The sequence below is a fragment of the Streptomyces sp. N35 genome, assembly GCF_016464295.1.
In the GTDB taxonomy this organism is placed as follows: domain Bacteria; phylum Actinomycetota; class Actinomycetes; order Streptomycetales; family Streptomycetaceae; genus Streptomyces.
The window spans coordinates 1-12578 of the sequence record NZ_JAEIMH010000145.1; the positions used below are offsets into that span (position 1 = coordinate 1).

Genomic DNA, 12578 nt, shown 5'->3' on the forward strand with positions numbered 1-12578 from the left:
TCCGCGGGTAGGCCGGGGGTGGTGGCCCCCCCGTCAGGGGTGGCCCCGCCAACGCACCCGTAGGGCACCGCACTTGGACCCGCCGATGCTGTCCGCCCACCGCACCGCCGCCGTATGCCTGCTGGCCGTGGCAGGCCTGCTCGGGCTGCCCGCGGGCAGTGCGGTGGCGGACACACCGGCGGACGGACCCACCTGGTCCATCGCCCCGTCCTCCGGGCGCGGCACCCGCGCTGGCGAGGGCCGGGGGGGCCACTTCTACATGGGGGGCGCGGGGGGGCCCGGGCTCGGGGACACCGTCACGGTGACCAACCCGGGCGACAAGCCCACCACGGTGAAGCTGCGGGCCGCGGAGGCGTACAACCGCGCGGACGGGTCCTTCGCGGTGCGCGACACCAAGGGCGGCGAGAAGGCGCAGGACGCGGGGAGCTGGCTGAGCTTCGCGGACGACGAGGTGAAGATCCCGCCCCGTACCGCCGCCAGGGTGCCGTTCTCGGTGGCGGTGCCGGACGGTGCGATGCCCGGTGACCATCCCGCCGCGGTCATCGCCCAGGCCGGCGAGCGCAAGCTGGGGGTGCGGGTGCATCTGCGGGTGAGCGGTCCGACGCTGTCGGCGGTCACGGTCGAGGATGTGGCCATCGACGGCGACTGGATCGCGTACTCCCTGGTGAACCGCGGCAACACGGTGCTCGCGCCGAAGCTCGCGGTGCGCGCCGAAGGTCTCTTCGGCGTGGTGCTCGACCGCGCCGCGCGCCCGCTGCCGGTGGAGCTTCTGCCCGGCCGCAAGGTGACGCTGCGCGAACCGTGGACGGACCGTCCCGCCTTCGATTCGGTACGGGTGGAACTCACGGTCTCGGCGGACGGCGCCGCCAAGGACAGCCAGGCCGCCGAGGTGCGCCTGGTGCCCTGGGCCGCGGTGGCGGGCGGTGGGGCACTGGTCGCCGGGTTCGCCGGGCTCGCGGTCTTCGCCGTACGGCGCAGACGCGCGCTCGCCGCGTTCAAGGCCGAGCTCCAACCACAGGACGGACAGCGCACGTCGGTTTCCGCAAGGACGGAATCCGCAGAGACGGTCTCCGCAGGGACTGTCTCCGCAGGGACGGGAGAGATCAAGTGAACGTCGACCGTTGCCGCTCGAAGTGGCTGAGCCCCTTGGCGGCCGCACTCCTCGCAGCGCTGGCGTTCGTCACGCTTGTGCCGCAGAGCGCCACCGCGGCCGAGAAACCGTCCCTGTCCGTCGACAAGGAGGAGGCGGGCAAGGGCGGTGACGTCACCGTCAGCGGCAAGGGCTGGAAGCCCGGCGCCCTGATCACGATCCTGATCTGTGGCCAGAACATGATCGGCGGCACCCCGAGCTGCGCCAACTCCGAGGGCGTGGCGATCAACACGAACGCCAAGGGCGAGTTCCAGCAGAAGGTCCCGGTCGCCGAGCCGCCGAAGGCCTGCCCCTGTGTGATCCATGTGGCGACCGTGACGGGCGAGAAGTCCACGGCCCAGATCCCCTTCAAGGTCGCGGGCCACCCGGTCAAGGCGCTGCCCGACCGGACCAGCGGCGGCAAGCTCGCCGTGCTCACCGCGCCCCGCTTCGAGGGCGACAGCGGCATCCTCAACTGGTTCGGCTCCCCGCAGAGCCGCAAACTCGTCGTGACCATGGGCAACTTGGGCTCCGCGCCCGTCAAGGACCCCGTCTTCAAGGTCGGCACCTCGCACGGCGTCTTCTCGCCGCAGTGGGAGGAGCAGCAGTGGAAGGGCACCATCGCCCCGGGCCAGAAGGCCCAGGTCGAACTGTCCGTCCAGCTCGACGCCGGCGCACACGGCGACTATCTGGTCTCCCTCCAGTACGGCAGCAAGGTGCTCGCCGAGCAGCCGTGGGGCGTGCCCAGGCCGTGGGGCGTGACGCTGTTCTGGATCCTGCTCTGCATCGTCGTACCGGCCGCCGTGTTCCGTATCGGCATGGCCGTCGTCGACCGGGTCCGCCCGCGCCGCAAGGGCAACAAGTCACGGCGGTTCGCGGAGGTCACGGCGAAGCTGCCGAAGGTGCTCAAGCCGACGACGGGCGTCGGCGGCGAGCACAAGAAGCCGCGCACCCCGCGGCGCCCGGGGGCCGATCCGGACGCGACGGCCCCCGTACCCACCCAGAACTCCGCGGCGGCCACGAACGGGACCGGCACCACCGCCGGCCTGCCGTGGTTCACCCCGGACACCGCGCCGGGCGTACCGGCACAGCAATCCGCACCGCAAGAGAACCGCCCCAATCCACCAGCTTCATCCGAGAGGAAGGGCACTACGTGAACACTCAAAGGAGAGTGAGCGCGCTGGGCGTCGCGCTCATGCTCGGCGGCGCGGGAATCCTGCTGACCGCGGCTCCCGCACAGGCGGCCGAGTCGACCTGGAAGGCCAAGTGCACGCCGAGCATGGGCTCGGACCCGATCGAGGGCACCGGCATCGCCGACATCACGGCTCCGGCCGAGGCGAAGGTGGGCGATGAGATCGAGGTGACCTGGAAGTTCGTCCAGGCCGCGTCGAAGAACCCCGACATCGTCGACCTGCCGGCCAACTCGCTGAAGCCGACCGGCACTGTCAAGGCGGCCGGTGCGCAGACCGCCGACATCGCGATGGACGGTCCACGGGAGAACCCGGCGATCCCCAAGGGCGGCGACATGAAACTCGCCGACATGAAGGGCAAGTTGAAGCTCACCGCGCCTGGTGATCTGACGCTCACGCCGGACAAGTACAACGTCAACGCGGACGTCATGGGCTTCAAGGTGGACACACCCTGTGTGCCGACCGAGAAGGTGCCGACCGCGCTCACCATCAAGGTGACCGGCGAGCCCGCCCCGACCACCGGTGGCGGCAACAACGGCGGTACGACCTCGACCGGCGGTACGACGTCCACGGGCGGTACGACGTCCACGGGCGGCGGTGACAACGGCGGCACGACGTCCACCGGCGGCGGTGACGACGGCGGTACGGCCTCGACCGGCGGGGCCGCGGGCGGTGGCGGCGGCGGGTCCGACTTCAAGGGCAAGGAGGCCACGGTCGACTTCGAGTGCGCCTCGCCCAGCCCGAAGAAGAACATCAAGGGCGCGGCGACCGTCAACGCCAAGAAGAACGGCAACAGTTACGACCTCACGGTGTCGACCGCCAAGGGTCTGATGACGATGCCGATGGAGCTGCCGGCGAACGCCATGGCACCCTCGATGAAGATCAAGGTGAGCGGTGCGGAGACCGGCTCGGTCGATGTGAAGGGACCGGCCAACAAGGAGAAGATCCCGAAGGACGCCCCGGTCGCGCTCTCGGACATGACCGGCACCTACAAGCCGGGCGCCGACGGCAAGGTGGGCCTCAGCCCCGGTGACATGACCATCAGCGTCAACCTGGGTGGGCAGAACCTCAAGGTGCTCTGCAAGGCGGTCAAGACCAACGTCTCCCTCGAACTCGACGTGAAGGACGACGGCGGAGTGGCCGGCGGGGGCGACAGCGGCTCCACGGCCTCGGCCGGTACGGACGGCGGCAACCTCGCCGAGACCGGCGCCGAGTCCGACGGCGCCCTGCGCGCCCTCGGTCTCGTGGCGGGCACGGTGATCCTCCTCGGCGGCGCGGTCTTCACGTTCATGCCGCGGCGGCGTACGCAGTAAGTGGTTGTACGGTGCCGGGCGCTCCTCACGGCGAGGGGCGCCCGGCACGTTTTTCAGCCCCTGCTGGGGTCCCCCCACGCCCCTCAGCCCGCACGCTCCCGCAGCCAATCCACCACCGCACCCCGCACCCTGGGCGACGACAACAGCGCCGCACCGTGCGCGGCACCCTGCTCCGTCCGTACGGTCACATCCCCAAGCCCCTTGCCGAGCGCGGCGGTCGACAGATCACGCGAGTGCGCGGGCGGGACGAAGTCGCGGACCGAGTGCACCAGGAACAGCGGCGCGTCCTCGGCCCCGGAGGCGTACGACGCGGCGGACATCGACCGCCACTGCGCCGGACACGCGGCCGGCGTGCACCCCGCGAGCCGCCGCGCCTCCGTGCGCAGCCTCCGCTGCTTGGCCGACGCCGCGGCCTGGCCCCCGTCCGCCCAGGCCCGGCGGGGCGAGGCGACCGGCGACAGCGCGACGACCCCGCGTACCCGTGAAGCACCCTCCCCGTACCCGCCCGCGACCGTCGCGATCTGGCCGCCCGCCGAAGAGCCGAGCACCAGCGGGCGCATCCCGCTGTGCCGGGCCACCCAGTCGAGCGCGGCCAGCGCGTCCGTGCGCTGCGCGGGCCAGCGCGCGTCGGAGTTGAGCCGGTAGTCCACGTCGTACACATGGAAGCCCTGTCCGGCGAACCAGCGCGCCCAGTGGCTCCAGTCCGTGTCGTCGGCCCAGTAGCCGCCGTGCACGATGACGAGGGCGGGGCCGTGGTCCCCGTACACGGTGACCGTCTGGCGTGCGTGCGACCCGTACGAGAACTTCCGTACCACCGGATCGGAGGCGGCCGGAGCCGTCGAGGACGACAGCAGACCCACGGAGGCGAGCAGCGCGAGCAGACCGCCGGTCAGGGAAGGGCGCAAGGAGAGGCGCATGTCCCGCATCGTCCACGGGGCGCGCCGCGGCGCACGGGAGAAACACGAAGGGCCACCGCACCGAGTGGTGCGGCGGCCCTTCGTTCGAGTACCGCGTACGAGACGCTCAGCTCAAGAGCTGATTCAGCGGACCTCACCCATCAGGGACTTGACCTTCTTGCGCGCCATGTAGATCGCGAAGCCGGCCAGGACCGCGGCGGCGGCCTCGAGGGCGACGACGCCCTTGCCGTTGAGGTCGACACCGGCGATGGAGAGCATGCCGGTCACGGAGTCACCAGCGGTGACGGCGAGGAAGAAGACACCCATCATCTGGGCGGCGTACTTCCGGGGCGCCAGCTTGGTGGTCAGGGACAGACCCACCGGGGACAGGCACAGCTCACCGAAGGTGTGCATCAGGAAGATCAGCACCAGCCACCACATGGAGACCTTGCCGTCGCTCGCCATGCCCATGGGGATGAGGAAGACGAAGAACGAGGCGCCGATGATGATCAGACCCATCGAGAACTTCACGGTGGTGTCCGGCTCGCGGTTGCGCCGGGCCAGGGCCAGCCAGATCGCGGCGACGATCGGCGCGAAGATCATGACGAAGCCGGGGTTCAGCGACTGGAACAGCGTGTTCGGCATCTCCCAGCCGAAGATCTCGCGCTCGGTGGAGGTGTCACCGAAGAGCGACAGCGTCGAACCGCCCTGGTCGAAGATCATCCAGAACACGGCCGCGGCCACGAAGAACCAGATGAAGGCGTTCATCTTGGTCTGCTCTTCGCCGTTCAGGTCCTTGTCGGACTTGATGCGGGCGATCACGGCGATCGGGATGAGCAGACCGATGACGGTGATGGGGAGCAGCGCCCAGTTGAGGGTCAGGTCCCAGACACCGGTGAAGGCGACGACCAGGTAGAAGGCGGCGGTCACCGCGATGGTGGCCAGCGTCTTGGTGATGACACCGCGCTTCTCGGGGGCGGTCAGCGGGTTCGGGACCTCGCTGGACACCGGAGCCAGGTGGCGCGAGCCGATCATGAACTGGATGGCGCCGAGCGCCATACCGACGGCGGCGAGGCCGAAGCCCAGGTGCCAGTTGACCTTCTCGCCGAGGATGCCGATCGCGAACGGGGCGGCGAAGGCACCGAGGTTGATGCCCATGTAGAAGATCGTGAAGCCGCCGTCGCGACGGACGTCCTTCGGGTCGGAGTAGAGCTGGCCGACCATCGTGGAGATGTTGGCCTTCAGCAGACCGGAGCCGACGGCCACGAGGGCCAGACCGACGAAGAACATCGCCTGCGTGGGCAGGGCGAGGCTGACGTGACCGGCGACGATCACGACGCTCGCGATGGCGACCGTCTTGCGGGCACCCCAGACGCGGTCACCGAACCAGCCGCCGGGCAGCGTGAAGAGGTACACCAGCGACACGTAGACCGAGTAGATCGCCGTGGCCGCTGCCGCCGTGTAGGCGAGACCGCCGCCCTGGGAGCCGGTCGCCGCGTCGGCGCCACCGGAGACCAGGTAGAGCACGAGCAGTGCGCGCATGCCGTAGTAGGAGAAGCGCTCCCACATCTCGGTCATGAAGAGTGTGGCCAGGCCGCGGGGGTGGCCGAAGAAGGTCTTCTCGCCGGTGGCGGAAGGCTTCGTCAGGCTGGACGCCATGGTCGTTCCTTGTTCGCTCGGGACGCGCTGCACGCAGGTGTGAGCCTGATGCGCGCCCGGTGGGGGGTGGCCGGCACCGGTGGCACAGCTCATCCCCACGCCCTGGGGGCCTCGTTCCGTGCGGAGACGAAGAAGTGAGCGGTGCGCTCCGGGATCCACGCCCCTCGCGCTTCCTCGCGCAAAGGGCCCGGCCCATAGGTCAATCACTAAACGCAAGGTTGACGATGCAACCTCGCCCCTCATAAGAGACTTTCGGCTGATTAGGGGGGGCCGAAAGTCCCATCTCGGGTTATAGGCGTTCGCACACCATAAGGAGATTAAGGGCGCGTATGGAAGGATTTGAGAGCTGGATCACAAGCATCGCTGGAACCGAACCCGCAATTCGAAGGTAACTCACGGCAAACGCTGCCAGTCTCGCAGGGTGCTGCCTTCGCTTGGCCCCTTCTGCCCCACAGGCACGGAAGGCATGCCGGATGCCCGTATGCCCGCTGCCCCGGCCGACTACCATCAGGGCCATGACCCGTGTACTGCTCGCCGAGGATGACGCGTCCATCTCGGAGCCGCTGGCCCGTGCACTGCGCAGGGAGGGTTACGAGGTCGAAGTACGCGAGGACGGACCGACCGCACTCGACGCGGGCCTGCAGGGCGGAATCGACCTGGTCGTGCTCGACCTGGGACTGCCCGGGATGGACGGTCTCGAGGTCGCCCGCCGGCTGCGCGCCGACGGGCACGCGATCCCGATCCTCATCCTGACCGCCCGCGCGGACGAGGTGGACACGGTGGTCGGCCTCGACGCCGGCGCCGACGACTATGTCACCAAGCCCTTCCGCCTCGCCGAACTGCTCGCCCGCGTCCGGGCCCTCCTGCGGCGCGGCGCCAGCGAGGTCAAGGAAGCGCCCGCGACCCACGGCGTACGGATCGACGTCGAGTCCCACCGCGCCTGGATGGGCGACGAGGAACTCCAGCTCACCGCCAAGGAGTTCGACCTGCTGCGGGTCCTGGTGCGCGACGCGGGCCGGGTCGTCACACGCGACCAGCTGATGCGCGAGGTCTGGGACACCACCTGGTGGTCCTCCACCAAGACCCTCGACATGCACATCTCCTGGCTGCGCAAGAAGCTCGGCGACGACGCGGCCAACCCCCGCTACATCGCCACGGTGCGCGGGGTGGGCTTCCGCTTCGAGAAGAGCTGATGTTCTACGGGGGTGGGTGTCCCGCTCCCGTACGGAAAGGTCCCGCACTGTGCGCCGCCGTTTGATCAATTCCACCCTCGCCGTGGTGCTCGTCGTGATCGCCGTGTTCGGCGTCTCCCTGGTCATCGTGGAGACCCGGACGATCACCACCAGCGCTCAGGAGCGAGTGGAATCCGAGGCGGTGCGGCTCGCCTCCATCGTCGACTCCCGGATCATCGGCCATGAGGCGATCAGCGCCCAGGTCCTGGGCGACCAGGTCGACAGCGAGCGCTTCGCCCTGATCGAGATCCCCGGCCGCGACCCCATCCAGATCGGCACGCGCCCGGCCGGCGATGTCATCCAGGCCACCGAGCAGGGCGAACAGGGCGAGACCGTCACGGTCCAGGAGCCCCGCTCCTCGGTGACCAACGAGGTCTGGCGCACCCTCCTGATGATCGCCGCGGTGGCGACCCTCGCCGTGATCGCGGCCGTCCTGCTCGCCGTACGCCAGGCCAACCGCCTCGCCTCCCCGCTCACCGACCTCGCGGAGACCGCCGAACGCCTCGGCTCCGGCGACCCTCGCCCGCGCCACAAGCGCTACGGCGTCCCCGAGCTCGACCGGGTCGCCGACGTCCTCGACTCCTCGGCCGAGCGCATCGCCCGCATGCTGACCGCGGAGCGACGCCTCGCCGCGGACGCCTCGCACCAGCTCCGCACCCCGCTGACCGCCCTCTCCATGCGCCTGGAGGAGATCACGCTCACGGACGACCCGGACACGGTGAAGGAGGAGGCGACGATCGCGCTCACCCAGGTGGAGCGGCTCACCGACGTGGTGGAGCGGCTGCTCACCAACTCCCGGGATCCGCGCACCGGTTCGGCGGTCTCCTTCGACCTGGACGAGGTCGTCAAACAGCAGCTGGAGGAGTGGCGCCCCGCCTACCGCAGCGCGGGCCGCGCCATCGTCCACTCGGGCAAACAGAATCTGCAGGCGGTCGGCACCCCCGGAGCGGTCGCCCAGGTCCTCGCGGCCCTGATCGAGAACTCCCTGATGCACGGCGGCGGCACGGTCGCGCTACGGACCCGTATCGCCGGAAACCAGGTGGTCATCGAGGTCACGGACGAGGGCCCCGGCGTGCCCCCGGAACTCGGCACCCGGATCTTCGAGCGCGCCATCAGCGGCCGCAACTCCACCGGCATCGGCCTCGCGGTCGCCCGCGACCTCGCGGAGGCGGACGGCGGCCGTCTGGAGAAGCTGCAGGCGCAGCCGCCGGTGTTCGGCCTGGTCCTGTCCAGCACTCCGCCCGGGGCGGCCCCCGCGCGGGTGCTCGGCCTTTTCCCCCCCCGCCCCCGGGGGGGGCCGGCGGCGCCGGCGCCGGACGAGCAGCGGACCGTGCGCTAGCTCAGCGCCGGGTGCGCTGCGGCTCGGAGCCCTCCAGGAACGATTCCGCGCTGGCCACGGCCTCACGGGCCGGCAGTGAACGGAACACCCACGTGCGGTACGACCAGAAGCGGAACAGGGTCGCGATCCCGATGCCGACGAACTTGAAGACGTTGGACTGCAGCGGGCTGTCCCAGTGGAATCCGTAGGTCGCCGCGTACAGCACCCCGTTCTCGATCACGAGCCCCACGATCGAGAACAGCAGGAAGAGCGTCATCTCCTTGGTGCGGCTGCTCTTGTCCCGGTCACGGTAAGTGAAGTACCGGAACCCCACGTAGTTGCAGCAGATCGCGGCAGCCGTCGCGAGGATCGAGGCGCGCACCACGGGGATCTCGGTCGTATGCCGCAGCAGGTTGAAGACACCGAGGTTGACCAGCATGCCGACGCCGCCCACGGCGCCGAACTTCGCGATCTCCCGCCAGAGCTGATCCAGTTGTGCGCGTAGTGCGCCACGCTCACTCATGGTGATGGGTCAGCCCCGTTCGGTCGTTTCCCCCGGCTATGTCGTCAAGCAATGCTAACCAGACTGTGAGATGTGACGCAGGACTCGTAGGTCTTTACGTATCCGGGGGCCCCTTACCCTGGAGGATGTGACGTTCCCCGTAGTCGGCATGGTCGGCGGTGGGCAGCTCGCGCGCATGACGCACGAAGCAGGCATCCCGCTCGGCATCAAGTTCAAGCTCCTCAGTGACACCCCCGCGGATTCCGCGGCGCAGGTCGTGAGCGAAGTCGTCATCGGCGACTACCGCGACCTGGACACGCTGCGTGACTTCGCGAGCGGCTGTGACGTGATCACCTTCGACCACGAGCATGTACCGCTCGAGCACCTGCGCGCCCTGGAGGCGGACGGCATCGCCGTACGTCCAGGACCCGAGGCGCTGAAGCACGCACAGGACAAGGGCGTGATGCGCGAGCGGCTCACCGAGCTCGGCGCACCCTGCCCGCGCCACCGCATCGTGCGCGATGTCGCCGATGTCGTCGCGTTCGCGGAAGAGGGTGACGGCTTCCCCGTCATCCTCAAGACGGTCCGCGGCGGCTATGACGGCAAGGGCGTGTGGTTCGTGCGCTCCGCGGCCGACGCCGCCGACCCGTTCCGGGCCGGTGTCCCGGTGCTCGCCGAGGAGAAGGTCGATTTCGTACGGGAGTTGGCGGCCAACGTCGTCCGCTCGCCGCACGGCCAGGCCGTGGCGTACCCGGTCGTGGAGTCCCGCCAGGTCGACGGCGTCTGCGACACCGTGATCGCGCCCGCTCCGGATCTGTCGTCGGAACTCGCGGGCAGTGCCCAGGAGCTGGCCCTGCGCATCGCCCATGAACTGGGCGTGGTCGGCCATCTCGCCGTCGAGCTCTTCGAGACGCCCGACGGCCGCATCCTGGTCAACGAGCTGGCCATGCGCCCGCACAACTCCGGCCACTGGACGATGGACGGCGCGGTCACCTCCCAGTTCGCCAACCACGTACGCGCCGTGCTCGACCTGCCGCTCGGCGACCCGCGCCCGCGCGCGCGGTGGACCGTGATGGCCAATGTCCTCGGCGGCGACTACCCGGACATGTACTCCGCGTACCTGCACTGCATGGCCCGCGACCCCCAGCTCAAGATTCATATGTACGGCAAGGATGTGAAGCCCGGCCGCAAGGTCGGTCATGTCAACACCTACGGCGACGACTTGGCGGACGTACTCGACCGCGCCCACCATGCCGCCGGCTATCTGCGAGGAACGATCACCGAATGAGTGCACCTGTCGCCGGACCCGTCGTCGGCATCGTCATGGGGTCCGACTCCGACTGGCCCGTGATGGAAGCGGCCGCTCAGGCGCTCGCCGAGTTCGAGATCCCGTACGAGGTCGATGTGGTCTCGGCGCACCGGATGCCGCGCGAGATGATCGCGTACGGAGAGCAGGCCGCCGACCGCGGCCTCAAGGCGATCATCGCGGGCGCCGGGGGTGCGGCCCATCTGCCGGGCATGCTCGCCTCGGTGACCCCGCTGCCGGTGATCGGCGTCCCCGTGCCGCTGAAGTACCTGGACGGCATGGACTCGCTGCTCTCCATCGTGCAGATGCCGGCCGGCGTCCCGGTCGCCACGGTCTCGGTGGGCGGCGCGCGCAACGCCGGGCTGCTCGCGGCCCGGATGCTCGCCGCGCACGACGCGGAACTCCTCGGCCGTATGCGGGAGTTCCAGCAGGAGCTCAACGAGCAGGCCACCGAGAAGGGCCGCCGCCTGCGTGCCAAGGCGGAAGGCGCCGGGGCCTTCGGCTTCGGGAAGTAGCGCCCGGCCCGAGAGGAGAGCCATGCCCCCGGCGGTTACGTTGGGGGCATGACTTCCTCGCCCGCGGACCTCTCGCCGTACCTCTCCCAGGCCCTCGACCTGCTCGCCGAGCACCCCGTCGCCGACGGGCACAACGATCTGCCGTGGGCGCTGCGCGAGACCGTGCGCTACGACCTCGCACAGCGCGATATCGCCGGCGATCTGCGCGGGCGGCTGCACACCGACCTCCCGCGGCTGCGGGCCGGCGGTGTGGGTGCGCAGTTCTGGTCGGTGTACGTGCGCAGCGACATGGCCGGAGAGGACGCGGTCAGCGCGACGCTCGAACAGATCGACTGCGTCGACCAGTTGCTGGCCGCGTACCCGAAGGACCTGGTCCGCGCGCTCACCGCGGACGATATGGAGAAGGCCCGCGGCGAGGGCCGGATCGCCTCCCTCAAGGGTGCCGAGGGCGGCCACTCGATCAACAACTCGCTGGCCACCCTGCGCGCGCTGTACGCGCTGGGCGTGCGCTACATGACCTTGACCCACAACGACAACATCGCGTGGGCGGACTCGGCGACGGACGCCGTGGGCGTGGGCGGTCTCTCGCCCTTCGGCCGCGAGGTGGTCCGCGAGATGAACCGTACGGGCATGCTGGTCGACCTCTCGCACGTCGCGGCGTCGACGATGCGCGACGCCCTGGACGAGTCGGTCGCGCCGGTGATCTTCTCCCACTCCTCCTCCCGCGCGGTCTGCGACCATCCGCGCAACATCCCCGACGACGTGCTCGCGCAGCTCCCCGCGAACGGGGGTGTGGCGATGGCCACGTTCGTGCCGAAGTTCATCCTGCCCGCGGCCGTCGCGTGGACGCAGGCGGCGGACGAGAACATGCGGGCCCACGGCCGCCACCATCTCGACACCACCCCCGAGGCGATGGAGATCCACCGCGCCTTCGAGGCGGCCAACCCGCGCCCGGTCGCGACCGTCGCCACGGTCGCCGACCACCTCGACCACATGCGCGAGGTCGCCGGGATCGACCACATCGGCATCGGCGGCGACTACGACGGCACGGCCTTCACCCCGTCCGGCCTCGACGACGTCGCGGGCTACCCGAACCTGATCGCGGAGCTGCTGCGCCGTGGCTGGTCCTCCGCCGACCTGGCCAAGCTGACCTGGTCGAACGCGGTCCGCACCCTCCGCGACGCCGAATCCGTCGCCCGCGACCTGCAGTCCCACCGCGGCCCGTCGAACGCGACGCTGGAGCAGATGGACGGCGCCCCCACCCTCGACGCCTGAGCTGTGGGGGCTCGGCGCCGGTGGGTGGACGGTGGTCCTGTGGTCTGCGGTTTCGTCTGCGGTTTCGTCTTCGGGCGAGGGCGAGGGCGAGGGTGGGGGTGGGGGCCAGGGCCGGGAGCGAGGGCCAGGGCCAGGGCCGGGGGCGGGGTCGCTCCGGCCAGGGGAGGGGCGGGGCGGCCGGAGCTGGGGTGGGGGGCAGGGCTGCGGGGTGCCTGCTCACAGTTCACGCTGGGTGGCGTCGTG

11 protein-coding genes are annotated in these 12578 nt (G+C 70.2%); 8 read left to right on the plus strand and 3 right to left on the minus strand.

Translation table 11 applies throughout. From position 1 onward, the window contains the following. Positions 1-73: 73 nt before the first annotated feature. The 3 genes from JAO81_RS40285 to JAO81_RS40295 are packed head-to-tail and all read left to right on the plus strand — an operon-like array spanning position 74 to position 3632. Complete coding sequence (locus JAO81_RS40285) at positions 74-1111, plus strand: hypothetical protein (protein ID WP_199552976.1); 1038 nt, start codon at positions 74-76, stop codon at positions 1109-1111. Next, complete coding sequence (locus JAO81_RS40290) at positions 1108-2286, plus strand: hypothetical protein (RefSeq protein ID WP_307814199.1); 1179 nt, start codon at positions 1108-1110, stop codon at positions 2284-2286. Before JAO81_RS40285 ends, JAO81_RS40290 begins: the two co-directional genes overlap by 4 nt. Positions 2287-2300: 14 nt before the next feature. Further along, entirely contained in the window at positions 2301-3632 is a 1332-nt protein-coding gene (locus JAO81_RS40295; protein WP_199552977.1) for a hypothetical protein, read from the plus strand. A gap of 83 nt (positions 3633-3715) precedes the next feature. Here JAO81_RS40295 and JAO81_RS40300 read toward each other — a convergent pair whose 3' ends face one another. Both JAO81_RS40300 and JAO81_RS40305 read right to left on the minus strand, forming a co-directional pair. Beyond that, positions 3716-4549 carry a S9 family peptidase gene (locus JAO81_RS40300; protein ID WP_199552978.1) on the minus strand — a complete coding sequence of 278 codons (834 nt, stop codon included), beginning with the start codon at positions 4547-4549 and terminating at the stop codon, positions 3716-3718. A gap of 123 nt (positions 4550-4672) precedes the next feature. Beyond that, the gene (locus tag JAO81_RS40305) at positions 4673-6187 is read right to left on the minus strand and encodes a peptide MFS transporter (protein ID WP_199552979.1); all 1515 of its coding nucleotides are present in this window, start codon (positions 6185-6187) and stop codon (positions 4673-4675) included. A gap of 515 nt (positions 6188-6702) precedes the next feature. Here JAO81_RS40305 and JAO81_RS40310 point away from each other — a divergent pair. Further along, entirely contained in the window at positions 6703-7380 is a 678-nt protein-coding gene (locus JAO81_RS40310; RefSeq protein WP_052581568.1) for a response regulator transcription factor, read from the plus strand. Between the two features lie 49 nt (positions 7381-7429). Next, positions 7430-8758 (plus strand): ATP-binding protein, encoded by a 1329-nt coding sequence (locus tag JAO81_RS40315; protein ID WP_199552980.1) that lies wholly within the window; start codon positions 7430-7432, stop codon positions 8756-8758. Between the two features lies 1 nt (position 8759). Here the strand turns inward: JAO81_RS40315 and JAO81_RS40320 are convergent, their stop codons facing one another. Continuing rightward, positions 8760-9260, minus strand: a complete 501-nt coding sequence (locus JAO81_RS40320; RefSeq protein WP_199552981.1) for a GtrA family protein — start codon at positions 9258-9260, stop codon at positions 8760-8762. Positions 9261-9387: 127 nt separating this feature from the next. On the opposite strand from JAO81_RS40320, the gene JAO81_RS40325 reads away from it, so the two are divergent. Genes JAO81_RS40325 through JAO81_RS40335 form a run of 3 tightly spaced genes read left to right on the plus strand, consistent with a single transcriptional unit; the run spans position 9388 to position 12335 of the window. Then, complete coding sequence (locus JAO81_RS40325) at positions 9388-10527, plus strand: 5-(carboxyamino)imidazole ribonucleotide synthase (RefSeq protein WP_199552982.1); 1140 nt, start codon at positions 9388-9390, stop codon at positions 10525-10527. Further along, on the plus strand, positions 10524-11060 hold the full coding sequence (purE, locus tag JAO81_RS40330) for a 5-(carboxyamino)imidazole ribonucleotide mutase (protein ID WP_199552983.1): 537 nt from the start codon (positions 10524-10526) through the stop codon (positions 11058-11060). The genes JAO81_RS40325 and purE overlap by 4 nt, the downstream gene beginning before the upstream one ends. A 48-nt stretch (positions 11061-11108) precedes the next feature. After that, the gene (locus JAO81_RS40335; protein ID WP_199552984.1) at positions 11109-12335 is read left to right on the plus strand and encodes a dipeptidase; all 1227 of its coding nucleotides are present in this window, start codon (positions 11109-11111) and stop codon (positions 12333-12335) included. Positions 12336-12578: the final 243 nt, after the last annotated feature.

Bases quoted from the DNA above. Each gene is read 5' to 3' on its own strand.
- JAO81_RS40310 (WP_052581568.1), top strand. From the start codon at position 6,703: ATGACCCGTGTACTGCTCGCCGAGGATGACGCGTCCATCTCGGAGCCG.
- purE (WP_199552983.1), top strand. From the start codon at position 10,524: ATGAGTGCACCTGTCGCCGGACCCGTCGTCGGCATCGTCATGGGGTCC.
- JAO81_RS40320 (WP_199552981.1), bottom strand. From the start codon at position 9,260: ATGAGTGAGCGTGGCGCACTACGCGCACAACTGGATCAGCTCTGGCGG.
- JAO81_RS40300 (WP_199552978.1), bottom strand. From the start codon at position 4,549: ATGCGCCTCTCCTTGCGCCCTTCCCTGACCGGCGGTCTGCTCGCGCTG.
- JAO81_RS40305 (WP_199552979.1), bottom strand. From the start codon at position 6,187: ATGGCGTCCAGCCTGACGAAGCCTTCCGCCACCGGCGAGAAGACCTTC.
- JAO81_RS40335 (WP_199552984.1), top strand. From the start codon at position 11,109: ATGACTTCCTCGCCCGCGGACCTCTCGCCGTACCTCTCCCAGGCCCTC.